Here is a 24,051-nt window from a genome sequence, read left to right as displayed (position 1 = left end):
CGCACCACAGCAATCTCGTCCGGAGTCACACACCCTCAACGCCGCACCCGTCCCGAAGGACACGCGCCACCACAACCGACCTGACCAAGCCCTACTAGTGCCCTGCGTCCGAAGTCCGTAGGTAGTTCTGCTGCGTTACGAACGGTCAAATTGCCTGCTCAGCTGCCTGATTTAGGTCCGAGCGGCACGTCTGAACTGCCTACGAATCAACGGCGCAGGACACTAGCGGGCTTGCGGGGCCTGGTCGCCCAGCGTGTCCCAGAAGCCGGCGAGGGCTTGGGCGGTGGGGAGGGGCTGGTCCAGGTTCGGTGAGTGCTCGGCGCCCGGTACGACCGTCCGGTGCGCCCTCAGCTCCACGGCCATGTCGTCGAGGAGGGGCACCGGCCAGGTGTCGTCGCGGGTGCCGGACAGGACGTGGAACGGCAGCGGTACGGCGGCGAGTTCGGCGACCCGGTTCGGCTCCACGCACAACTGGCGGCCGGTGGCGAGGAGCTGCGCGGACTTGTGACCGAGCCAGCGTCGGCGCAGCTGCTCCACCCGGCCGTAGCCCCGGGCCGGACCACCGACCTCCTCGGGCGGGCCCATCGCCAGGACGGCCTCCCACACCTCGGCCATCGTCATCACGGCGAGCGCGTCGTGCAGCAGTTTCACCCGCTGTTGCTGGGAGTCGGAGATCTGGGCCGGGCCGGAGGAAACGAGGGTCAGCGAGGCGAAGGGGGAGTGGTCGAGGAGCACGGCGGCACGGGCGATCTGGCCGCCGAGGGAGTGCCCGACCAGGTGCAGGGGGGTGCCGAGGGCGGCTGCCTGCGCGAGCACGTCCCGCGCCAACTCCGTCTGGGTGTAGGCCGACTCGTCGTCCTCGGGCCCGTCGGACTCGTGCTGCCCCCGCCCGTCCACGGCCACGCTCCGGTAGCCGCGCGCCACCAGCGGCTCATGCACCCGGTGGAAGTCCTCCTTGCTGCCGGTGAACCCCGGCAGCAACAGAGCGACCCCCTTCTCCTCGGTCCCGGGGGCCACGGGTGCGTCGACGACGGCGAAGTCACCGCGCTCGGTGCGCAGACGGTAGGCGCGCGCACCGGGGGGCGGGGCGGACGCGGAGGGGGCGACGGGAGTGGTCACGGGGTGAGGTTAGCGGAGGGGTGGGGGTGGTGAACCGCGCGCGGTTCGCGGGTTCGCGGGTTCGGGGGTGAGCCCGCAATGCCGACGGCCCGGCCCACGAGGGGACCGGGCCGTCGGGCCGTGTTCAGCGCTCAGCGCGCTCAGCCCTCCGCGGGCTCCGCGGCGACCGTCGCCTTGCGGGCACGGCGTGCCCTGGGCTTCGCCTCGACCGCGTCGGATCCGGCCTCGGCGGCGGTGGTGGCCGCTGCGGCCGTCTTGCGGGTGCGGCGGGGCTTGGCCTCCGGCTCCTGGGCGGCCTGTGCCGGGATGTCGGCGGCCGTGGTCGCCGGTTCGGCGGTCTTGCGGGTGCGTCGGCGCGGCTTGGCCTCGGTGGCTTCGGCGGTGTCGACGGCCGTCTCCGCGGCGGCGGTTGCCTTGCGGGTGCGGCGCGGCTTGGCCTCGGTGGCCTCGACGGTGTCGACCGCTTCCACGGCTGCGGACGCCGTCTTGCGGGTGCGGCGCGGCTTGGCTTCGGTGGCCTCGACGGTGTCGACCGCTTCCACGGCTGCGGACGCCGTCTTGCGGGTGCGGCGCGGCTTGGCCTCGGTGGCCTCGGCCGTGTCGACCGCCGTCTCCGCCGCCGCGGCCGTCTTCCGCGTGCGACGGGGCTTGGCCTCGGGGGCCTGCTCCGGCGCCTCGGCCGTCTCCGCAGGGGCGGTTGCCTTGCGGGTGCGGCGGCGCGGCGCGGGCTCCGCCGTCTCCGGGGTGGCCTCGGTCGCCGTACCTTCCGCGGTGTCCACGGCGGTCTCGGCGGTCGCGGTCGCCTTACGGGTGCGACGGCGCGGCTTGGCCTCCGCGGCCTCGGCGTTGTCGACGGCGGTCTCGGCCGCTGCGGTCGCCTTGCGGGTGCGGCGCGGCTTGGTCACCGTGGCCTCGGCCGTGTCGACCGTGGCCTCGGCCGTGTCGACCGTGGCCTCGGCGGTCGTGCCCTCCGCCGCCTCGGCCGCGGGTGTCGCCTTACGGCTGCGCCGGCGCGGGGTCTTGGCAGGGGCTTCGGGCTGAGCGGCGGGCTCCGCCTCGACGACCACCGTCGACGGCTCCGCGACCACCGTCGACGGCTCCGCGACCACGGCCGCGGGGGCCGTGACCGGGGCCGCCTCGGCCGGAGCCGACTGCGTCCCGGCCGGAGTGGCCGCCGTGGCCGTCTCGGTGGACCTGCGGGTGCGGCGGCGGCGCGGCTTCGCCGGGGTCTCGGCGTCGAGGCTCGTGCCCTCGGCCGTCGCCACGGCGGCTTCCGCGGCCTCGCCGGACGTCGGTCCGACGACCGCGGGTGCCTGCGTGAGGGCCACCGGCGTCTGCTCCACGGTCACCTGCGCCTGCTCCGCCACTGCCCCGCCGCGCGTCCGGCGACGGCGGCGCGGGGTGCGCGCAGCGGTACCGCCCTCCGCGGTGGTCGTCTCCTCCGGAGTCTCCGTGCCGGCCGGGGCCGACGTCGCGTCCAGCGGAGTGCCATTGCGCGTACGACGGCGACGACGCGGCGTACGGGCCGTGCCCTCGGTGTCGGCGGAGCGGGACTCGCCGCCCCGGCCGCGGGACTCGCCGCCCCGCCCACCACGACCGCCGCGTCCACCGCGGCCGCCCGGCTCGCCCAGGTCCTCCAGCTCCTCCGCGTCGAGGCCCGCGCGCGTGCGCTCGGCACGCGGCAGGACGCCCTTCGTGCCTGCGGGGATGTTCATCTCCTCGTAGAAGTGCGGGGAGGTGGAGTACGTCTCCGGCGGGTCGTTGAACTTGAGCTCCAGCGCCTTGTTGATGAGCTGCCAGCGCGGGATGTCGTCCCAGTCGACGAGTGTGATCGCGATGCCCTTGGCGCCCGCCCGGCCGGTGCGGCCGACGCGGTGCAGGTACGTCTTCTCGTCCTCGGGGGACTGGTAGTTGATGACGTGCGTGACGCCCTCGACGTCGATGCCGCGGGCGGCGACATCGGTGCAGACGAGCACGTCCACCTTGCCGTTGCGGAAGGCCCGCAGGGCCTGCTCGCGGGCGCCCTGGCCGAGGTCGCCGTGGACCGCGCCCGAGGCGAAGCCGCGCTGCTTGAGCTGGTCGGCGAGGTCCGCCGCCGTCCGCTTGGTGCGGCAGAAGACCATCGCGAGCCCGCGGCCCTCGGCCTGCAGGATGCGCGCGACCATCTCGGGCTTGTCCATGTTGTGCGCGCGGTAGATGTGCTGCGAGATGTTCGCGACGGTCACGCCCTCGTCGTCCGGCGCGGTGGCGCGGATGTGCGTGGGCTGCGACATGTAGCGGCGGGCGAGACCGATGACCGCGCCCGGCATGGTCGCCGAGAAGAGCATGGTCTGGCGCTTGGCCGGAAGCATGTTGATGATCTTCTCGACGTCGGGCAGGAAGCCCAGGTCGAGCATCTCGTCGGCCTCGTCGAGGACGAGCGCCTTGATGTGCTGCAGGTTGAGCTTCTTCTGGCCCGCGAGGTCCAGCAGTCGCCCCGGGGTGCCGACGACGACGTCGACCCCCTTCTTGAGGGCGTCGACCTGGGGCTCGTAGGCGCGGCCGCCGTAGATGGCGAGAACGCGCACGTTGCGCACCTTGCCCGCGGTCAGCAGGTCGTTGGTGACCTGCGTGCACAGCTCGCGCGTGGGGACGACGACGAGCGCCTGCGGGGCGTCGGTGAGGTCATCGGGCTGCGCGCGGCCGGCCTCGACGTCGGCGGGGACGGTGACGCGCTCGAGGAGCGGGAGGCCGAAGCCCAGCGTCTTGCCGGTGCCGGTCTTGGCCTGGCCGATGACGTCCGTGCCCGTGAGGGCGACGGGGAGCGTCATCTCCTGGATGGGGAAGGGGGTGATGATGCCGACCGCTTCGAGGGCTTCGGCGGTCTCGGGAAGGATTCCGAGCTGTCGGAACGTCGTAGTCAGGGTGCTGCCTCTTCTGTGTGGGCGGCGTGAGGCGAGCGCGGGGGTCGTGTAGGACCGTGCCGGGGACGTCGGCTGCCATTACGGTCGGGCCGTAAGGGCACGGGACCACTGCCGACGCTCTAGCTCTCGTACCGCTGAGGGTCCCCCTCCGATCGTCGTACGCACAGTGCCGTACGGTCAGGGAGGGCTGTCGGGTCGGAGCCGATCGGGCCACCGACCGGGCATCCTCATACGTGCGGCCCGTCGAATATTCGGCAGGCGCATTACCACCATACCCCGGATTCCCGCATACGCGATGGCCGATTCGGTCACGTAGTCGTTGTCACACCGATTCGCGTAGTAGTGGTCACAACGATTGACCAGGGACTTCCGAGGCCGGGCGAGCGGACTATTGTGCGCTTCATGACCACGCCTGACAACACCTCTGACGCTCCCGCCGAACACACCGGAGTGGCCGCCCAGGACTGGGCGACGGCCTCCGCCGATCCGCAGTACCGGGCCGCGGTCGTCGATCTGCTCGGCGCGCTCGCGTACGGCGAGCTCGCGGCGTTCGAGCGGCTGGCGGAGGACGCCAAGCTCGCGCCGACGCTGGAGGACAAGGCGGAGTTGGCGAAGATGGCGTCGGCCGAGTTCCACCACTTCGAGCGGCTGCGGGACCGGCTGGCGGAGATCGGCGAGGAGCCGACCCGGGCGATGGAGCCGTTCGTCGCCGCGTACGACGGCTTCCACAAGCAGACGGCGCCCTCCGATTGGCTGGAGGGGCTGGTCAAGGCCTACGTCGGCGACTCGATCGCCAGCGACTTCTACCGTGAGGTCGCCGCCCGGCTGGACTCCGACTCACGCTCCCTGGTGCTGGGTGTGCTCGACGACACCGGACACGCCAGCTTCGCCGTCGACCGGGTGCGTTCCGCGATCGACGCCGACCCGCGTGTGGGCGGACGGCTCGCGCTGTGGGCGCGGCGGCTGATGGGGGAGGCGCTGTCGCAGTCACAGCGGGTGGTCGCCGACCGGGACGCGCTGTCGACGATGCTCGTCGGCGGTGTCGCGGACGGCTTCGACCTCGCCGAGGTCGGCAGGATGTTCTCCCGCATCACCGAGGCCCACACCAAGCGGATGGCGGCCCTGGGTCTCGCCGCCTAGGACGCCTGGGCGCCTGGGATGCCTGGGACCTGCCGACCGGGCAGGCCCCAGGTGGCGTCCCTCCTAGGAACGACGGTGCCTACGCCGGCGCTGAGCGCCGGCGGAGTCGCCCCGACGGGCGCAGCAGGAGCGAGAGCGACGCCGCGGAGACGATGGCGGCGCCGACGAGGGTGAGCAGGAAGTTGCCCGCGTCCAGCGCGCTGTGCGTGAGGAAGGCGCCGAAAAGAGCTCCGGCGACACCGGTCGTGAGCACCAGGGAGCGCAGGGGCAGCCGGTGCGACAACCGGTGCACCGCCGCCGCTGCCAGCGCGAGACCGAGCACAGCGGAGGCGAGCGCTTCCAACAACATCATGGGGGTCCCTCCCACACGGGCGGCCGTGCAATGCGGTCGTCGTCCGTATTACCCCTGACCTGCGGAATCCAATCCTCTTCTGTGGGTGACTTGTGCTCCGGCTGTGGAGGAGGCACGAAGAGGGCCCGGCGACTGATCAGTCGCCGGGCCCTCTTCACACAGGTGCCTAGAGAGCGCCGAAGCCCACCTTGCGCGGGGCAGGCTCGCCGAGCTCGACGTAGGCGAGGCGGTCCGCCGGGACCAGGACCTTGCGGCCGTGCTCGTCCACGAGGCTCAGCAGCGCCGACTTGCCGGCCAGCGCCTCGGAGACCGCCCGCTCGACCTCCTCGGCACTCTGACCGCTCTCCAGAACGATCTCGCGGGGCGCGTGCTGCACGCCGATCTTGACCTCCACGGCTATGTCCCTCCGACGGTCAGTGAAGTGCGCGACTACCGCGCCGTACGCTGCACACACTAGCCCGGTGCGGGGACGTTCATCCTCCGCGCCTGCACGCCAGGAGCGAACAGCCGACGGGAACAAACCCCCAGGGCGCCTCGGTCAGTGCTGGTGCTCGGTGCCGTGCATCGGGAAACCGGCGATACCCCGCCAGGCCAGCGACGCCAGCAACTGCACCGCCTGGTCCCGCGGGACGCTGCGATCGCTGTGCAGCCAGGAGCGGGCCACCACCTGCGCGAGTCCGCCCAGACCCGACGCCAGCAGCATCGACTCGGGGCGCGAGAGGCCGGTGTCCTCGGCGATGACGTCGCAGATCGCCTCGGAGCACTCGTTGGTGACCTTGTCGACGCGCTCGCGCACCGCGGGCTCGTTGGTCAGGTCCGACTCGAAGACCAGACGGAAGGCGCCGCCGTCGTCCTCGACGTACGCGAAGTAGGCGTCCATCGTCGCCCGCACCCGCTGTTTGTTGTCGGTCGTCGACGCCAGCGCCCCGCGCACCGCCTGGATCAAGGACTCGCAGTGCTGGTCCAGCAGGGCGAGGTAGAGGTCGAGCTTGCCCGGGAAGTGCTGGTAGAGCACCGGCTTGCTGACGCCGGCCCGCTCGGCGATGTCGTCCATCGCGGCCGCGTGGTACCCCTGCGCCACGAAGACCTCCTGGGCGGCGCCCAGCAACTGGTTCCGTCGGGCACGGCGCGGCAGGCGCGTGCCTCGCGGGCGTGCTGCCTCTGTCTGCTCGATGGCTGTCACGCCGCCTCCCAATGTCGTCCACGTGCGGTCTGCGCCGCGCCGCCATCGTACTTTTCGGTAACCGCACTGTGCGCGGTGTGAGCGCAGAATTTCACGGACCGGACGGAGGCGAAAGCGGCCCAGCGGGTTTCGAGCGGACGGGGACAGGGCAAAAACGGGCCTCGTTCCTGTGCGATGGGGGTGCCGGCGGTGCTCTTCAGCGGTAGTCGTCCTCGTCGAGGGAGACGACGCGCGCCTGCTCCACGAGGTCGGCCTCGTTGGCGCGGGCCGGGTCCACGCCCTCGAGGGGATCGTCGCGATTCGGTGTGACGTCCGCGTGCTGCTCGGCGGCGTCGTGCTCCGGTGCCTCGACGTCGAACTCCGGAATTTCGTCGTCCTTGGACGCCTCGAACGTCTCCGGGTCGGTCGGGTCGACGGTCATGCTGGGCTCCCTTCCTACGAACGTCCCTGGGAATACAGGGGTCCCCTGCGGGTGCCCTCTGTAGAGCCTAGGAGACACCCGATCCGGAAGCTATGCGATGTGCACGCCATCTGTGACGGCGAACACATGAACCAGTGCGTGATCGTCTCGTAACATTGCCGCATGTCTTGGACCGAGCTGCCGCCCGTACCGGCCACCGTGCTTCCCAGGGTGTCGCCCGTCAGGGTCGGAGAGGGGGAGCGGCTCAGGTCCGTCGGACTGCCGGGAGTCACCCTGTCGGTGCGATCGAGGCCCCCCGCGCGCGAGGGCCTGCCTCCCGCGCTCTACGTCCACGGCCTCGGCGGTTCCTCGCAGAACTGGTCGGCGCTGATGGAGCTGCTCGACGGGGACGTCGACTGCGAGGCGGTCGACCTGCCCGGCTTCGGCGACTCCCCACCCCCGGACGACGGCGACTACTCCGTCACCGGCCACGCGCGCGCGGTCATCCGTTATCTCGACGCCACCGGGCGCGGCCCCGTCCATCTGTTCGGCAACTCCCTCGGTGGCGCGGTCACCACACGCGTCGCCGCCGTCCGGCCCGACCTCGTCCGGACACTCACCCTCGTCTCGCCCGCGTTGCCGGAGCTGCGCGTGCAGCGGTCCGCGGTGCCCACGGCGCTGCTCGGAGTGCCGGGCGTGGCCGCGCTGTTCGCCCGCATCACCAAGGAGTGGACGGCCGAACAGCGGGTCCGCGGGGTCATGGCGCTGTGCTACGGCGACCCCGGGCGGGTGTCGGCGGAGGCGTTCGGTCACGCCGTCGACGAGCTGGAGCGGCGGCAGCAACTGCCCTACTTCTGGGACGCGATGACGCGTTCCACGCGCGGGATCGTCAACGCGTACACCCTGGGCGGTCAGCAGGGGTTGTGGCGCCAGGCCGAACGGGTCCTCGCCCCGACGCTCCTGATCTACGGCGGCAGGGACCAGCTCGTCGGCTTCCGCATGGCCCAGAGGGCCGCCCGCGCCTTCCGCGACTCCCGTCTGCTCACCCTGCCGAACGCGGGGCACGTGGCGATGATGGAGTACCCCGAGACAGTGGCGATGGCGTTCCGTGAGCTGGTCGCCGCCACGTCGAACGGGGCCGGTGCCGCGCACGGGGGCGGGTCCCCCGCGGCGGCCGAGGCGCCGAGCGGCACGAGCGCGGGGAGCTGAGGCGCAGCGTGGGACGCCACAGTCGACGGGGGCCCGCACCCAGGAGCGGCTCCAAGGGTGACGGCGCGGACACATCCGGCCGGGATCGCGTACCGGGTCCCGCCTCGGGACGGCAGACACCGCCCACGGGCGGGACGGCGGGCAGCGGCGGGCCACGACGGCCGGACGGCACGCCCGCGCAGGGCGCTCCCGGGTACGGCGGGCCACGACGGCCGGACGGCACGCACGGTACGCCGAGGTTCCCCGACGGCACCCCCGCCCACGGCGTCCCGCACGTCCGGGGCGGACACCCCGAGCAGCGGGAGGCCGGCGGCGGCTGGGGCGAGGTGAGGGATCGTTCCGGCGGCAAGGGACCCGTGATACCCCGTCAGCGGCGGGGGCCTGGGCCCCGCCAGGACTACCTCGACGCCTTCGGGGAGGGTGGCGACGTCTTCGCGAGGCGTGAGCGGACCTCCGCGCTCGCCTCGGATCCGTACGGCTCCGCCACCGACTGGGACGCGGCCGACCGGGTCGGCGACGGCACCTCCGCCACCGCTGCCGACGCGGGCCCGTCCGGCGGTGCGCGCACGCCGGGCAAGGGCACGAGGGGACGTACGTTCACCGGCATCGCGGCCGCCGCCGTCACGACCGTGCTGGCGGTGATCGTGGCCGGACAGGTCGCGCAGGGCGGCGACGGCGGCGAGGCCCGGCCGCAGTCCGCCACGGACCAGGCCAGGGACGCCCGCGGCTCCGCGGCCGGCACCGACGGACAGGCGAGCCCGTCCGCGTCTCCCCGCGAGGCCGCGCTGACGTACGAGCAGAAGATGGACACCACGTACCCGCTCGGCGCCAAGCTCAAGGGCTCGGGGAAGTTCGACACGGTCCCCGGCTTCGACAAGGCGCCCGGCGGGGGCCAGAAGTACACCTACCGCGTGGACGTGGAGCAGGGGCTCGGACTCGACGGCGCGCTCTTCGCGCAGGCCGTGCAGAAGACGCTCAACGACAACCGGAGCTGGGCCCACGACGGCGCCCGGACCTTCGAGCGGATCTCCACCGGCAAGCCCGACTTCGTGATCACCCTGGCCAGCCCCGGCACCACCGCGGAATGGTGCGCGAAGTCCAACCTCGACATCACAGAGGACAACGTCTCCTGCGACTCGGCCGTCACCGAGCGCGTGATGATCAACGCGTATCGGTGGGCCCAGGGATCGACGACCTATGGTGACCAGATTCACGCCTACCGGCAGATGCTGATCAATCACGAGGTCGGTCACCGGCTCGGCAAAAACCATGTGACCTGCGACAAGGACGGCGAGCTCGCGCCGGTCATGCAGCAGCAGACGAAGTTCCTCGATCACGACGGAATTCACTGCCGACCCAACCCCTGGGCCTTTCCCGAGAGTTGACGGGGGGACGCCGACGTCACATTGACATGCGCAGAAAGTTCGACCATATTTTTGCGCATGTCGCCCCGTCACGCCTCCACCCGCGCCGCCATCGAGCTGGCGCTCATCGGTGTGACCCCGCTCTGCGTGGCCGACATCCTCTGTAGCTGACGCCCGCCCCTGGCGTTCGCGTCGCGATCTCTCTCTTCCTCCGTGACCCGGGTCTTTTCGCCGACCGAGGTCATGGTTTTCCGACGACTTCGACGCCGGGCAGACGTCTGTTCATTTTCGTCTCACTCCTCGTCATTTCGTCTCACCATTTGAGAGGTCGTCTCCGATGCGTCAACCGTCCCTCATAGCGCGCCGCGTGGCCGCGGCATCCGTCAGCCTGGTCGTGGCAGCGGGCGCCGCCGCCTGCGGGCCGAAGGACAACGATGCCAAGGGCAGCAGCGGTGGCGACGCCACGCCCCACAAGGGCGGCACCCTCACGATCCTGAACTCCAACCCGCAGCAGGACTTCGACCCCGCCCGCCTGTACACCTCGGGCGGCGGCAAGGTGCCCTCCCTCGTCTTCCGCACGCTCACCACGCGCAACCGCGAGAACGGCGCCGCCGGTGCCAAGGTCGTCCCGGACCTCGCCACCGACACCGGTCGCCCCGACAAGGACGCGACGGTGTGGACGTACACGCTGAAGGAGGGCCTGAAGTACGAGGACGGCTCGCCGATCACCTCGGCCGACATCAAGTACGGCATCGAGCGCTCCTTCGCCCCCGAGCTCTCGGGCGGTGCGCCCTACCTGCGGGACTGGCTGGTCGGCGGCGCCGACTACCAGGGCCCCTACAAGGACAAGGGCGGGCTCGACTCCATCGAGACGCCGGACGCGCGGACCATCGTCTTCCACCTGAACAAGCCCGAGGGCGAGTTCCCGTTCCTCGCCACGCAGACGCAGTTCGCGCCGGTACCCAAGGCCAAGGACACCGGCACCAAGTACGAGCAGCACCCGATCTCGTCGGGGCCGTACAAGGTCGTCAAGAACGAGAACGACGGTGAGCGGCTGACCCTGGAGCGCAACACGTACTGGTCCGCCTCCACGGACGCCGAGCGCAAGGCGTACCCGGACAAGATCGACGTACGGTCCGGGCTCGACTCGTCCGTCATCAACCAGCGGCTCTCCGCGTCCCAGGGCGCCGACGCCGCCGCCGTCACCACCGACACCAACCTCGGCCCGGCCGAACTCGCCAAGGTCACCGGCGACAAGAACCTCGCCGCGCGCGTGGGCACCGGCCACTTCGGCTACACCAACTACATCGCGTTCAACCCGAACGTGAAGCCGTTCGACGACATCAGGGTGCGCCAGGCGATCTCCTACGCCATCGACCGGTCGTCCGTGGTCAACGCGGCCGGCGGCTCGTCGCTGGCCGAGGCCGCGACCACGTTCCTGCCGAACCAGAAGTCCTTCGGCTACACGCCGTACGACCTGTTCCCGGCCGGCAAGACCGGCGACCCGGCCAAGGCCAAGGAGCTGCTGGCGCAGGCGGGCTTCAAGAACGGGCTCACCGTCACCCTCACCCATTCCAACAGCAAGGACTTCGAGACCAGCCCCGAGATCGCGACCGCGATCCAGGACGCGCTCAAGAAGGCCGGCATCACCGTCAAGCTGCAGGGCCTGGAGGAGAACGACTACTCCGACAAGATCCACAACGCCAAGACCGAACCCGGCTTCTTCCTCGCGCACTGGGGTGCCGACTGGCCCTCCGGCGGTCCGTTCCTGGCACCGATCTTCGACGGCCGGCAGATCGTCAAGGACGGCGCGAACTTCAACACGGGCTTCCTCAATGACAAGTCGGTCAATGACGAGATTGACGCGATCAACAAGTTGACGGATCTTGACCAGGCCGCCAAGAGGTGGGGCGCGCTGGACAAGAAGATCGGTGAGCAGGCGCTGACCGTCCCGCTGTTCCACCCGGTCTACAAGCGGCTGTACGGCAAGGACGTCCGCAACATCGTCATCAGCGACTGGGACGGCGTCCTGGACCCCTCGCAGGTCGCGGTGAAGTGACACCGTGAGCGAGGCACTTCTCACCGCCCAGACCTCCGGGACGGACACCGTCGTCCCGGGGGCCTCGGGTGCCCGTCAGTTCTGGCGGCGGCTGCGGGCGCAGCGCGCCGCCCTCGTCGCGGCGGCCGTCGTCGCGCTGCTCGTCCTGCTCGCGCTCGCCGCGCCGCTGCTCACGGCGATCGAGGGCCAGGACCCGACCGCATACCACCCCTCCCTGATCGACTCCGCGCGCGGCGGTGTGCCCGTCGGTTCGCTCGGCGGCATCAGCGGCGAGCACTGGCTCGGCGTGGAACCGCAGACCGGCCGCGACCTGTTCGCACGTCTGGTCTACGGTGCACGGGTCTCGCTGGGTGTCGCACTGGCGGCGACCGTCGTCCAGGTCACCATCGGTGTCGTGGTCGGGGTGGCCGCCGCGCTCGGCAGCCGGTGGGTTGATCAACTGTTGAGCCGCATCACCGACATCATCGTGGCACTGCCGCTGATGATCATGGCCTTGGCGCTGCTCGCCATCGTGCCCTCGACCTTCCCGCGCCCCGTCCTGGTCGCCCTGGTCATCGGCCTGATCGCCTGGGGCAACATCGCCAAGATCGTGCGCGCGCAGACGCTCACCCTCAAGGGTCTCGACTACGTCTCCGCCTCCCGGCTCAGCGGCTGGGGCACCTGGCAGGTAGCCCGCCGTGAACTGCTGCCCGGACTCGCCGCGCCCGTCATCACCTACTCCGCGCTCCTCGTCCCGCAGAACATCACCGTCGAGGCCGCGCTGTCCTTCCTCGGCGTCGGCGTGAAGCCGCCGACCCCGTCCTGGGGACAGATGCTCACCGCCGCCGACGTCTGGTACCAGGCCGCGCCGCAGTACCTGCTGCTCCCGGCCGGCGCGCTGTTCGTGACCGTCCTCGCGCTCACCGTCCTCGGCGACGGCGTCCGCACGGCCCTCGACCCGCGCGCGGCCTCCCGGCTGCGCGTCGGAACGGGCCGCAAGCGGGAGGCCAGGGCCGACGCGGCCGAACCCAAGGGGGGAACCTCATGACCGGCTTCGTGGGCTTCGCCCTCCGCCGCGCCCTCGGCATGGTGATCACCCTCTTCGCCATCTCGGTGATCGTCTACGTCGTCTTCTACGTCACCCCCGGCAACGTCGCCCAGATCACCTGCGGCCCGCGCTGCTCGCCCGCCCAGGTGCACCAGGTCGCCGAGCAACTGCACCTCGACGACCCGCTGTACGTGCGCTACTGGCACTTCCTCCAGGGCCTCTTCGCCGGCCAGGACTACTCGACGGGCACCGCGGTCCAGCACTGCTCGGCGCCCTGCCTCGGCCTGTCGTACCAGAGCGACCAGCAGGTGACCCAGCTGATCCTGGCGAAGCTGCCGGTCAGCCTGTCGCTCGTGTTCGGCGCCATGGTCGTCTGGCTGGTTCTCGGCGTCGGCACCGGTGTGCTCTCGGCGTGGCGGCGCGGCCGGCTCTCCGAGCGGCTGCTGACCGGCATCACGCTCGCCGGCGTGGCCACCCCTGTCTTCGTCATCGGCCTGGTCCTGCTGATCGTGGTCTGCGGCGAACTGGAGCTCCTGCCGTTCCCGCAGTACGTCGCCCTGACCGACGACCCCGAGCAGTGGGCGTGGAACCTGCTGCTGCCGTGGCTCTCGCTCGCCCTCATCGAGGCCGCCGCGTTCGCCCGGCTGACCCGGGCGTCGATGCTGGAGACTCTCGCCGAGGACCACATCCGCACCTTCCGCGCGTACGGCGTCGGCGAACGGTCGATCATCGGACGGCACGCGCTGCGCGGGGCGTTCGCGCCGGTCATCGCGCTCAACGCCAACAACTTCGGGGGCGCGGTCGGCGGCGCGGTCCTCACCGAGACGCTCTTCGGCCTGCCCGGCATCGGACAGGAACTGGTCCATGCCGTCAACGTCGTCGACCTTCCCGTGGTCGTCGGCATGGTCCTGGTCATCGGGTTCTTCGTGGTCGTCGCCAACGCCGTCGCGGACGTGCTGTACGCGGTGGCCGACCGACGGGTGGTGCTGACATGAGTCTCGTGGAAGTCACCGATCTCACGGTCGAGTTCGGCGAGCTGCGGGCCGTCGACGGACTGTCCTTCGCGCTGGAGCAGGGTGCCGCCCTCGCCCTGGTCGGCGAGTCCGGCTCCGGCAAGTCCACGGTCGCCTCGGCCCTGCTGGGGCTGCACCGCGGCACGGGCGCGCGGGTCGGCGGCTCGGTCCACGTGGCCGGGACCGACGTACGGGCCGCCTCCGACGAGGAGTTGCGGCGGCTGCGCGGCGGGAAGGCCGCCATGGTCTTCCAGGACCCGCTGTCGTCCCTCGACCCGTACTACGCCATCGGCGATCAGATCGCCGAGGTGTACCGCGTGCACACGCGCGCGTCGCGGCGAGCGGCACGCGCGCGTGCGGTCGAGGTGCTCGACCGGGTGGGAATCCCGGACGCGGTACGGCGGTCCCGGTCCCGCCCGCACGAGTTCAGCGGCGGCATGCGGCAACGAGCGCTGATCGCCATGGCGCTGGCCTGCGAGCCCGGCCTGCTCATCGCCGACGAGCCGACGACCGCGCTCGACGTGACCGTCCAGGCGCAGATCCTCGACCTGCTGCACACGCTGCGCGAGGAAACCGGCATGGGGCTGCTGCTCGTCACCCACGACGTGGGCGTCGCCGCCGAGAGCGTCGACGAGGTGCTGGTCATGAGGCACGGACGGGCGGTCGAGCACGGAGCGGTGCAGGAGGTGCTCGGAGCGCCGTCGGAGGCGTACACGCGGGAGCTGTTGGGGGCGGTACCGCGAGTCGACGCGGCTCGGGTCGCTCCCCAGGAGGTCCCGGTGTCAGAGGGAGGTTCCGGGGAGCCCGTCCTCGAGGCGACCGGGCTCGGGCGGGTGTTCGGGCGTGGAAAGCGGGCGTTCAACGCCGTGGACGACGTCTCGCTGACGATCCACCGGGGCGAGACCCTCGGCATCGTGGGCGAGAGCGGCAGCGGCAAGACGACGCTGGGCCGGATGCTGGTCGGGCTGCTGGAGCCCACGGCCGGAGAGGTCCGCTTCGACGGCCGAGTGCGGTCCGGGGTGGACCCGGCCGTGCAGATGGTCTTCCAGGACCCCGTCTCCTCACTCAACCCCCGCCGCAGCGTGGGCGAGTCGATCGCCGATCCGCTGCGGGCGCGCGGGGAGAAGGACGAGGGGCGGGTACGCGGGCGTGTACGCGAACTGCTGGAGCGCGTCGGCCTCGAAGGGGCGCACTACGACCGCTACCCGCACGAGTTCAGCGGCGGACAGCGCCAGCGCGTCGGCATCGCGCGGGCGCTCGCGGCCGACCCACGCGTCATCGTCTGCGACGAGCCGGTCTCCGCGCTCGACGTCACCACCCAGGCGCAGGTGGTCGCCCTGCTCGGTGAACTGCAGCGCGAACTCGGGCTTGCGCTCGTCTTCGTCGCGCACGACCTCGCCGTGGTGCGCCAGGTCAGCGACCGGGTCGTGGTGATGCGGCGCGGCCGGATCGTCGAGGAGGGCCCCGCCGACGCGGTGTACGAGTCGCCCCGGGACCTGTACACCAAGCAGCTCCTGGCCGCAGTGCCGGCGCTCGACCCGGCGGAAGCGGCCCGTCGCCGGGCCGCGCGCCGGGAGTTGGCGGTGGTCGTCTGAGTCTCCGCCCAGTTCGCAAGTGACGTTTCGTGTGCGGTTGATCTCCTAGCGCGACGGAACGCTACCTGCACGGGAAAGTTACGCCCCTTCACCCCTTTTGGTGGCGCGATGGACAACCGTCCGTCGCGCCACCGCCTTGTCCGCATACGTTCTTCCCGCTGCGAGCCGTCGGGTCAACGGCGGCTCCCCAAACGGGAGATCGGGGGTGCACTCGTGCGCATCGGACTGCTTACGGAGGGTGGCTATCCGTATGTGAGCGGTGACGCCGTGCTCTGGTGCGACCGGCTCGTGCGCGGGCTCGGGCAGCACGAGTTCGACATCTACGCGCTCAGCCGCAGCGAACGCCAGGAGGACGAGGGCTGGGTCGCGCTGCCGCCGCACGTCGACCGGGTCCGCACCGCGCCCCTCTGGTCCGCCGAGTGCGACGGGGTGGTGTACGGGCGCCGCGCGCGCCGCCGGTTCGCGGAGGCCTACGGCGAGTTGGTGGCCGCGCTGTGCCAGGGGGATGCCTCGGACCCCCTCGCCGGCTCGTCGGGCGCCGAGGCGGACCGTTTCGGCTACGCGCTGTACGGCCTGGCGGAACTCGCCCGTGATGAGGGCGGGCTGATGGGCGCGCTCCGGTCCGAACACGCTGTGCGCACCCTGGAGCGCGCCTGCCGTGCGCCCGGCGCACTGCGCACGGCGCGCGAAGCCCGCGTGCCCGAACTGCTCGCCGTCGCGGATCACATCGAACGCGCCCTGCGCCCCCTCTCGCTCGACTGGTACGAGGAGGACGGCCTCGGCGCGGTCGACCTGTGCCACGCCACGTCCGGCGGCGCGGCCGCCCTGCCCGGCCTGCTCGCGCGGCACTTCTCGGGCGTACCGCTGCTGGTGACCGAGTACGGGGTGCGGCTGCGGTCGCACTATCTGGCTTCGGGTGCGGGGGCGTCGGGTGCGGGGACGTCGGGTGAGTCCGCTGGGCCTGGTGGATCCGGTGCACCCGGGGCACCCGGGGCACCCGGTGAAGCCACGGGGGCCGCTCCCGCCGTACGCGCCCTGCTCGCCGTCTTTCACGGCGGGCTGGCCGCCGAGGTGTACCGGCAGGCCGCCTTCGTCACCTCCGGCAACGCGCACGCACGGCGCTGGCAGGAACGCTGCGGCGCCGACCGCGCCAAGCTCCGTACCGTCCACCCGGGCATGGACGCGTCCCGCTTCGCGGACGTCGGGGAGTCCCCGGACGCCGCCGAGCCGAACACGCTGGTCTGGATGGGCCGGGTGGAGCCCGCCAAGGACCTGGTGTCGCTGCTGCACGCCTTCGCCAAGGTCCGCGAGGGGGAGCCGAAGGCGCGGCTGCGGATCGTCGGCGCCCCGGCCGGAGCCGAGGGTGCGGCGTACCTCGGCCACTGCAAGGCGCTGGCCGCGCAGCTCTTCCCCGACGAGGCCGAGGGCCCCCACGCCGTGGGCGACAACCCGGTGTCCTTCGAGGAGATCGGCGGCCCGGAGGCCCCGACGCCCGCCGACGCGTACGCGTCCGGTGCGGTGATCGTCCTGTCCAGCGTCGTCGAGGGCTTCCCCATCGGCCTGGCCGAGGCCATGTTCTGCGGCCGGGCGACGGTGTCGACGGACGTCGGCGCGGTCGTGGAGGTCATCGGCGGCACCGGGCTGGTCGTGCCTCCGCGCAATCCGCGGGCGCTCGCCGAGGCGTGCGTGGCGTTGCTGCGCGACCCCGAGCGTCGTGCCCGCCTGGGTGCCGCCGCCCGCGCCCGCGCACTCGAACTGTTCACCGTCGAGCAGAACATCACGGCGTTCCACGGCATTTACCTGGAGATCGTCTCCCGATGCCCGGTCACCCGCGCCGCCCTCGAGGGCAGCGGTGACCCCCAGCCCTTCGCCGTCCCCGCCGAGGCCCACCTTCCCGGCCGCTGGGCCGACCCGGTGGCCCGCGTCGCCGCCCGCGGTGGGCAGGGCGGGACGGCACAGCCACCGGTCACCGCCACGGCCGGAAACCCCGCGGTGGAGGCAGCCCGATGAACAGTGCCGAGCGACTGAGCCGAGCCGGGGGCCCGGACCGTACTAAGGCATGGGAAAGGGGGGTTTTGGCTACGGAAGCCGGAGGGATCGGGGAGAACGGCGTGACGGAGCTCGGGGTGGCCGGGGGAGTGGCGCGGGACATCACGGAGTCCGGTGTGAACGAGGTCGAGGACGCCGTCGAGCGCGCGGTCGAGGTCAAGGGCGCGGTCGACAGCGACGGAGATATCGACAGCGACGGAGATATCGACGGCGACGGCGAGGGCGTGGCTTTGGCCGGTCGCGCGCTGAGCGCTGCCCGCAAGCCGGACGTCGGCCCGTCCCGCCGAGGCGCCGTCGATCCCGTCAAAGCCCTGATGCACCGCCATCGTGAGCTGTGCGAACGGGCCGTGGACCCCCTGGAGATCGCCGCCGGCCTCGAGGCCCACGGCGTCACCGACCGGACCGCGGCCCGATTCCGCCACCGTGACGTCTTCTCGCTCGCGGAGGAGATGTACGCGCGCGTGCCCCGCGACGGCGAAGCGCCGCCCCACACGGCCCCCGCGCCCGCCCGACCCCGTGTCGACCGGGCCCTGCTCACCCTCCTCCCCGGCGCGCTGTGCACCGCGACCGTGGCCGGCGTACGCCTCACCCAGGGACAGCCGCGCCTGATCGTCGCGGCCGCGGGGGTCATCGCCGTCGCCCTCGGACTGGGCGCGGTCCTGCGCCACGGGCCCCTGGGCCTCAGGCGGGGCGCGTCCTCCGGCCGTCATGCCTCCAGCGTCTGGACCGGCTGGCTCCTCGCCTACACCGCCCTGGGGGACGGACTCCTGCGCGCCGCTCTCGCCGGAGGCCCGGACGGTCTGCCGACCGGAACGGCGGACGGCCCCTGGCCGCTGGCCACCGTCCCCCTGCTGGCCCTCACCCTCGCCTGCACGCCCGCGGCCTGGACGACCCACCTCTTCGCCACACGCGCGCGGCGCACCCTTGCCGCCAGCCGCGGCCTGGAGGAGTTCGCCACCTCCGTACGCCCGCTGCTGTTCGGCACGTTCACCCTGTACGTCGGCGCGCTGGCGGCCCTGCTCACCCTCTGCGCGGCGGTCCTGGACGAGCCCGCCTCCTACGCGGCCACCCTCACCCTGGGCGCGCTCCTCCTGCTCGCCCGTCTCCTCACCGTCCACGGCTTCACCCACGCCCCGGCGGTCGTCCTCGCCGCCACGACCGCCGCCGAGGCGGTCGCCCTCGCCACGGTCTTCGCGGGCCGCCTGCCCGGCTGCGCCGCCCTCGCCGTCCCCGTCGAGACCCTCGCGGAGGCCTGGGGCCCCGCGGGAGTCCCGGCCCTCTCCTGCGGAGCGGCCTCCCTCACCCTCCTGATCCACGCGGCCCGCACCCTGACCCGGGCCTCGGCCCACGCCCGAGCGAACCGGCCGTGACACCCGCACCACCCATGACACCGCACAACCCGTAACACCCATAAGGAGACCACCAGATGACCACCTCCCGACCCGGCGCCACCGCAGCCGCCGGAGCGCAGCACCCGGGAGCCGTACGCACCCAGGGAGTCGAACGATGAGGGTCCTGCTGATCGGAGCCAACGGCTACCTCGGCCGCTTCGTCGCCGACCGCCTGATCGCCGACCCGGCCGTCCAGCTCACCGCGCTCGGCCGCGGCGACGACGCCGACGTCCGCTTCGACCTCGCGTCCGGCAGCCCCGGCGCGCTCACCCGCTTCTTCGACGCGGTCCACCCCGGTGTCGTCGTCAACTGCGCGGGCGCCACCCGCGGCGGCGCCCGCGAACTCACCCGGCACAACACCGTCGCCGTCGCCACCGTCTGCGAGGCGCTGCGCCGCAGCGGCTGCGGTGCCCGTCTGGTGCAGATCGGCTGCGGCGCCGAGTACGGACCCAGCCAGCCCGGCTCCTCCACCGCCGAGGACGCCGTCCCCCGCCCCGGCGGCCCGTACGGCGTCAGCAAACTCGCCGCCACCGAGCTCGTGCTGGGCTCCGGTCTGGACGCCGTCGTCCTGCGCGTCTTCTCGCCCGCCGGCCCCGGCACCCCGGCCGGCTCCCCGCTCGGCCGCCTCGCCGAGGCCATGCGCCGCGCCATGCAGTCCGGCGACGGCGAGCTCAAGCTCGCCGGTCTGGGTGCCCAGCGCGACTTCGTCGACGTGCGCGACGTCGCCCGTGCCGTGCACGCGGCCTCCCTCTCCGCGGCGCAGGGCGTCATCAACATCGGCTCGGGCCGCGCCGTGCGCCTGCGCGACGCCGCCGCGATCCTCGCCCGCGTCGCCGGGTACGGCGGCGCCCTCCACGAACTCGACGGACACCACGGCCCCCTGCGGTCCGCCGTCGGGCACCCGCGCTCCGAGTCGGACCACACGGCCCCCGTCGCGTATCCGTACCCCGACGGCTGCGGCAACTGGCAGCAGGCCGACGTGCGCACCGCACGCGACCGGCTCGGCTGGCGCCCCCGGATCAACCTGGAGGAGTCCCTGGCCGACATCTGGATGGAGGCGGCGTGCCGTATCTGACCAGTTCGGCGGCGGGCACCGCGGACACCGACGTACGCCTCGGCTTCGGCGTCCCGGGCTTCGCGCACCCCCTCCTCGCGCCCGCCGAGTGGGGCGAGCTCACCCGCCCCGGCACCCCCCTGCACTGGGTGGTCCTCAACGTGGCCGACGGCCCCGGCGTCCGGCCCGACCCGCACTGTCTGGCGGCCGCCGGGCGGCTGCGCAACGGAGGTGTCCGCGTCCTCGGCCACCTCGATGCCGCCCACGGCGCCCGCTCCTTCGCCAAGGTGGTCTCCGACGCCCAGCGCTACCTCGACTGGTACCAGGTCGACGGTTTCCTCCTGGACCGCTGCCCCGCCGGACGCGGCAAGCTCCCCGAGGTCCGCCGCACGGTGACCACGCTCCGCACCCTTCGCGACGGCGCCCACATCGTCCTCGGCCACGGCACCCACCCCCACCCGGGCTACGCCGAGAACGCCGACCAGCTGGTGACCTTCTCCGGTTCCTGGAGCGACTACCGCTGGTCGCAGGTGGCCGAATGGACCGCCGACTACCCGCCCGACCGCTTCTGCCACTTCGTCCACGGCGTGCCCCGCGGCCACCTCGACGAGGCCCTGCGCGTCGCCCGCTGGCAGGGCGCGGCGACGATCTACTTCACCGACCACACGGACCGCGACGGCCACACCGATCCCTGGCAGACCATGCCCGGCTACTGGGACGACATCGTCTCGCGTATCGGAACAGGTGTCTCGGAATGAAGAAGGCCATGGCAGTGTTACAGGGAGAACAACCGTAGTGATTGACCGACCAACGGAGTCCCCGTGTCGTTGCCACCCCTGGTCGAGCCCGCCTCCGAGCTCACCGTAGACGAGGTCCGCAGGTACTCCCGCCACCTGATCATCCCCGACGTCGGGATGGACGGGCAGAAGCGGCTGAAGAACGCCAAGGTGCTGTGTGTGGGCGCTGGCGGCCTGGGCTCGCCGGCGTTGATGTACCTGGCCGCGGCCGGTGTCGGCACGCTCGGCATCGTGGAGTTCGACGAGGTCGACGAGTCGAACCTGCAGCGCCAGATCATCCACAGCCAGTCCGACATCGGCCGCTCCAAGGCCGCGTCCGCGCGTGACTCCGTCCTGGGCATCAACCCGTACGTGAACGTGGTCCTTCACGAGGAGCGGCTCGAGGCCGACAACGTGATGGACATCTTCAGCCAGTACGACCTGATCGTCGACGGCACGGACAACTTCGCGACCCGCTACCTGGTCAATGACGCGTGCGTGCTGCTGAACAAGCCGTACGTCTGGGGCTCGATCTACCGCTTCGACGGCCAGGCCTCCGTCTTCTGGTCCGAGCACGGTCCCTGCTACCGCTGCCTCTACCCGGAGCCCCCGCCCCCCGGCATGGTCCCCTCCTGCGCCGAGGGTGGCGTGCTCGGCGTGCTGTGCGCGTCCATCGGTTCCATCCAGGTCAACGAGGCCATCAAGCTCCTCGCGGGCATCGGCGAGCCGCTCGTCGGCCGCCTGATGATCTACGACGCCCTGGAGATGCAGTACCGCCAGGTCAAGGTCCGCAAGGACCCGGACTGCGCGGTCTGCGGTGAGAACCCGACCGTCACCGAGCTCATCGACTACGAGGCCTTCTGCGGCGTCGTCTCCGAGGAGGCCCAGGAGGCGGCCGCCAGCTCGACGATCACTCCGAAGCAGCTCAAGGAGTGGATCGACGACGGCGAGAACATCGACATCATCGACGTTCGCGAGGTCAACGAGTACGAGATCGTCTCGATCCCGGGCGCCAGGCTGATCCCGAAGAACGAGTTCCTCATGGGCACCGCCCTGGAGAGCCTGCCCCAGGACAAGAAGATCGTCCTGCACTGCAAGACGGGTGTCCGCAGTGCGGAAGTTCTCGCGGTCCTGAAGTCCGCGGGCTTCTCCGACGCCGTCCACGTCGGCGGCGGCGTCATCGGCTGGGTCAACCAGATCGAACCCGACAAGCCGGTCTACTGATCACCGCTCTCGCTCCAGCGAGGCTGACGAAGCCCACGGCGCCGACCAGTTCGGACGCCGTGGGCTTCCGTCGTCAGTCTGGCAACAGGCTGAAGCCGAGCAATACGGCGGCCTCGACGCCGCACCGCCCCGGGGGCGAAGACACCGTCGGATTCGGGATCGCGTCCGATGCGATTCCCGTGGCTGCGCAGCCCGACCGATTCCGGGTCGACGTCCTGGATGTGCACGACAGGACCGAGCCGCACACGGCAGGCATCCGCGTAGACCTCGGCCTTGCGTCGTGCGGCCGCGTCCGGTCCGCGCCGTAGCCCTTGAACTCCGACTGGAGGGCGAGGCGTGATCCGGATACGTCGGAGTCGGGTATTCCGTGCTCCCGCAGTACGGTCCGCAGCCTGGCAACCGCCGCTCCAGCCTGTTCAAAGGCTTCTTTGGGCGTCGGTGCCACAAGGTCGACCGCCATCTTCGCCTGGGCTCCGCCGACACATGCCCCGCACCGAGCGCACTGAGCCCCCAGGGCTCCTTGATCTCTGCCATTCGAGGATCGAATCAGTAACACCCCACCGCGGCAACACACTTGAAAACCGTTGTGGCGTCGCGCCGCCGTCATGCGCAGACCTTGCCGTCCTTCGGGGCCGTGCCCTTGAGGAGGTACGCGTTCACCGTGGAGTCGACGCAGTCGCTGCCGCTGCCGTAGGCGCCGTGGCCCTCGCCCTTCCAGGTGAGTACGACGCCGACGTCCTTGCCGAGTTCGTCGGCCATCCTGCGGGCGCCCTCGTAAGGGGTGGCCGGGTCGCCGGTGTTGCCGACCACCAGGATCGGAGCCGCGCCCGGGGCACTCACCTCCGGGGTGTCGAACTGACCGGCCACGGGCCAGTCGTGGCACCAGCCCGCCGTGTCCCAGGCGAGGAAGTCACCGAAGACGGGCGATATCTGCTCGAACGCGGGCAGACGCTTCCTCGTCTCCGCCGAGGTCGGCCGCTGCTTGTCGTCCAGGCACGAGATGACCCGCTGCGCATGGGTCGTCGTGCCGTAGTGCCCGGAGGCGTCCCGCTCGTTGTAGCCGTCGGCCAGGGTGAGCAGCCCGGTGCCGTCTCCGGCCTCGGCCGCCTTCAGGGCGTTGGTGAGGGTCGGCCAGCCGGCCTCGCTGTACAGCGGGAGGACGATGCCGGTGACCGCCAGGGTCTGGGTGAGCGTGCGGCCCGACGAGGTCGGCAGCGGCTTCGCGTCGATTCGCTTCAGCAGGTCGGCGATCTTCCGGGTGCCCTGCCGCGGGTCCTGGCCGGTCGACTTCAGGTAGTCGTCCAGCGCGCGCTGGAAGCCCCGGGCCTGGTTCTCGGCGTGCCCCACGGTGTCGGCGCTCGGGTCGACCACCGCGTCGAGGATGATCCGCCCCACGTTCCGGGGGAAGAGGTGGGCGTAGACGCCGCCGAGTTCGGTGCCGTAGGAGATGCCGAAGTAGTGCATCCTGCTGTCGCTGAGGACCTGGCGCATCAGGTCCATGTCGCGCGCGGTGTCAGTGGTCGACACGTGGGCCATCCGGTCCCCGGCGTCCTTCTGGCAGCCCTTGGCGAAGTCCTCGGCGTCCTGGAAGTACGCCTGCTCCTCCGCCGGGGTGTCCGGCGTGGCGTCGATCTTCTCCTCGGCGGCCTGGATCTGCTTGTCGTCGCGGCAGCGGATCCCGCCCCGCGCACCCACGCCCCGCGGGTCCCAGCTGACCAGGTCGTACCGCTCGTGCAGGGAGGAGACCGTCGAGGCGTACGACGGCATGGAGTCGACTCCGGAGCCGCCGGGGCCGCCGAAGTTGAACAGCAGTGAACCGATGCGGTCCTTGCCCCGGGCCTTGCTGCGGATCATCGCCAGTTCCATGGTCCGGCCGCCCGGCTTCGACCAGTCCAGCGGTACCTTCAGCAGCGCGCACTGCCAGTCGCTGCCCGGAGCGGGGGAGTCCCCGGTCGCCCGGCACCGCCCCCAGTCGAGCTTCTGCGAGGTCAGGGAAGAGGGCAGGGCGTTGGTCCCGGAGCCCGAGGACGGCGCGGTGGCGGACGGGCGGTCACTGCCCTGGCGCTGCCCTCCCTTGCCGCTCTTGCCGTCGGACGACGAGCCGCCGCTACAGCCCGTCACCAGCAACGCGGCGGCGGCGCCCAACGCCGTCCACCTGACGAAACGACCCATCCCATTCCCCCTCGCAAGCCG

At 71.8% G+C, this 24,051-nt stretch carries 20 protein-coding genes; 13 read left to right on the top strand and 7 right to left on the bottom strand.

Annotated elements, in window-relative coordinates; all coding sequences use genetic code 11:
- Positions 1 to 222: 222 nt before the first annotated feature.
- Both IG99_RS15535 and IG99_RS15530 read right to left on the bottom strand, forming a co-directional pair.
- Positions 223 to 1,119 carry an alpha/beta fold hydrolase gene (locus tag IG99_RS15535; protein WP_037674265.1) on the bottom strand — a complete coding sequence of 299 codons (897 nt, stop codon included), beginning with the start codon at positions 1,117 to 1,119 and terminating at the stop codon, positions 223 to 225.
- A 140-nt stretch (positions 1,120 to 1,259) separates the two neighbouring features.
- Positions 1,260 to 3,929: a DEAD/DEAH box helicase gene (locus tag IG99_RS15530; RefSeq protein WP_037674263.1), complete on the bottom strand. Its 2,670-nt coding sequence runs from the start codon at positions 3,927 to 3,929 to the stop codon at positions 1,260 to 1,262.
- A gap of 495 nt (positions 3,930 to 4,424) precedes the next feature.
- Here IG99_RS15530 and IG99_RS15525 point away from each other — a divergent pair, with 495 nt between their 5' ends.
- Entirely contained in the window at positions 4,425 to 5,162 is a 738-nt protein-coding gene (locus tag IG99_RS15525) for a ferritin-like fold-containing protein (RefSeq protein WP_037674305.1), read from the top strand.
- Positions 5,163 to 5,241: 79 nt separating this feature from the next.
- Here the strand turns inward: IG99_RS15525 and IG99_RS15520 are convergent, their stop codons facing one another.
- From IG99_RS15520 to IG99_RS15505, 4 genes are all read right to left on the bottom strand, one after another.
- Positions 5,242 to 5,511: a hypothetical protein gene (locus IG99_RS15520; protein WP_199815527.1), complete on the bottom strand. Its 270-nt coding sequence runs from the start codon at positions 5,509 to 5,511 to the stop codon at positions 5,242 to 5,244.
- Between the two features lie 169 nt (positions 5,512 to 5,680).
- Complete coding sequence (locus IG99_RS15515) at positions 5,681 to 5,908, bottom strand: DUF3107 domain-containing protein (RefSeq protein WP_037674258.1); 228 nt, start codon at positions 5,906 to 5,908, stop codon at positions 5,681 to 5,683.
- Positions 5,909 to 6,052: 144 nt separating this feature from the next.
- Positions 6,053 to 6,697, bottom strand: coding sequence for a TetR/AcrR family transcriptional regulator (locus tag IG99_RS15510; protein WP_037674256.1), 645 nt, complete (start codon positions 6,695 to 6,697; stop codon positions 6,053 to 6,055).
- A gap of 196 nt (positions 6,698 to 6,893) precedes the next feature.
- On the bottom strand, positions 6,894 to 7,118 hold the full coding sequence (locus IG99_RS15505) for a hypothetical protein (RefSeq protein ID WP_037674254.1): 225 nt from the start codon (positions 7,116 to 7,118) through the stop codon (positions 6,894 to 6,896).
- Positions 7,119 to 7,280: 162 nt separating this feature from the next.
- Between IG99_RS15505 and IG99_RS15500 the strand changes: the two genes are divergently transcribed.
- The 12 genes from IG99_RS15500 to moeZ all read left to right on the top strand — a co-directional run bounded on the left by IG99_RS15500 (position 7,281) and on the right by moeZ (position 21,858).
- Complete coding sequence (locus IG99_RS15500; RefSeq protein ID WP_078947727.1) at positions 7,281 to 8,306, top strand: alpha/beta fold hydrolase; 1,026 nt, start codon at positions 7,281 to 7,283, stop codon at positions 8,304 to 8,306.
- Between the two features lie 8 nt (positions 8,307 to 8,314).
- On the top strand, positions 8,315 to 9,691 hold the full coding sequence (locus tag IG99_RS15495) for a DUF3152 domain-containing protein (RefSeq protein ID WP_078947726.1): 1,377 nt from the start codon (positions 8,315 to 8,317) through the stop codon (positions 9,689 to 9,691).
- Between the two features lie 57 nt (positions 9,692 to 9,748).
- Positions 9,749 to 9,841, top strand: a complete 93-nt coding sequence (locus IG99_RS51655; protein ID WP_324606134.1) for an Ms4533A family Cys-rich leader peptide — start codon at positions 9,749 to 9,751, stop codon at positions 9,839 to 9,841.
- 166 nt (positions 9,842 to 10,007) lie between these two features.
- Entirely contained in the window at positions 10,008 to 11,729 is a 1,722-nt protein-coding gene (locus IG99_RS15490) for an ABC transporter substrate-binding protein (protein WP_037674251.1), read from the top strand.
- Positions 11,730 to 11,733: 4 nt separating this feature from the next.
- Positions 11,734 to 12,756, top strand: a complete 1,023-nt coding sequence (locus IG99_RS15485) for an ABC transporter permease (protein ID WP_037674248.1) — start codon at positions 11,734 to 11,736, stop codon at positions 12,754 to 12,756.
- Positions 12,753 to 13,751, top strand: a complete 999-nt coding sequence (locus tag IG99_RS15480) for an ABC transporter permease (RefSeq protein WP_037674245.1) — start codon at positions 12,753 to 12,755, stop codon at positions 13,749 to 13,751. The genes IG99_RS15485 and IG99_RS15480 overlap by 4 nt, the downstream gene beginning before the upstream one ends.
- Positions 13,748 to 15,364, top strand: coding sequence for a dipeptide ABC transporter ATP-binding protein (locus IG99_RS15475; protein WP_037674242.1), 1,617 nt, complete (start codon positions 13,748 to 13,750; stop codon positions 15,362 to 15,364). The genes IG99_RS15480 and IG99_RS15475 overlap by 4 nt, the downstream gene beginning before the upstream one ends.
- A 213-nt stretch (positions 15,365 to 15,577) precedes the next feature.
- Positions 15,578 to 17,374 (top strand): DUF3492 domain-containing protein, encoded by a 1,797-nt coding sequence (locus tag IG99_RS15470; RefSeq protein WP_234311857.1) that lies wholly within the window; start codon positions 15,578 to 15,580, stop codon positions 17,372 to 17,374.
- 101 nt (positions 17,375 to 17,475) lie between these two features.
- A complete protein-coding gene (locus IG99_RS15465; protein WP_394298018.1) occupies positions 17,476 to 18,783 on the top strand; it encodes a hypothetical protein in 1,308 nt (435 codons plus the stop codon).
- 136 nt (positions 18,784 to 18,919) lie between these two features.
- Positions 18,920 to 19,879, top strand: a complete 960-nt coding sequence (locus IG99_RS15460; protein ID WP_037674236.1) for an NAD-dependent epimerase/dehydratase family protein — start codon at positions 18,920 to 18,922, stop codon at positions 19,877 to 19,879.
- The gene (locus tag IG99_RS15455; protein ID WP_037674233.1) at positions 19,867 to 20,616 is read left to right on the top strand and encodes a spherulation-specific family 4 protein; all 750 of its coding nucleotides are present in this window, start codon (positions 19,867 to 19,869) and stop codon (positions 20,614 to 20,616) included. The genes IG99_RS15460 and IG99_RS15455 overlap by 13 nt, the downstream gene beginning before the upstream one ends.
- A 63-nt stretch (positions 20,617 to 20,679) precedes the next feature.
- Entirely contained in the window at positions 20,680 to 21,858 is a 1,179-nt protein-coding gene (gene moeZ, locus IG99_RS15450; protein WP_037674231.1) for an adenylyltransferase/sulfurtransferase MoeZ, read from the top strand.
- Positions 21,859 to 22,461: 603 nt separating this feature from the next.
- Here moeZ and IG99_RS15440 read toward each other — a convergent pair.
- The gene (locus IG99_RS15440) at positions 22,462 to 24,030 is read right to left on the bottom strand and encodes an alpha/beta hydrolase (protein WP_037674228.1); all 1,569 of its coding nucleotides are present in this window, start codon (positions 24,028 to 24,030) and stop codon (positions 22,462 to 22,464) included.
- Between the last annotated feature and the right edge of the window lie 21 nt (positions 24,031 to 24,051).

Origin of the sequence: Streptomyces griseus subsp. griseus, from assembly GCF_000720255.1 — a bacterium.
GTDB classification, from domain to species: domain Bacteria; phylum Actinomycetota; class Actinomycetes; order Streptomycetales; family Streptomycetaceae; genus Streptomyces; species Streptomyces griseus_I.
Note: the sequence above shows the minus strand (reverse complement) of the source record. Positions and strands in the feature narration are given on the sequence as shown.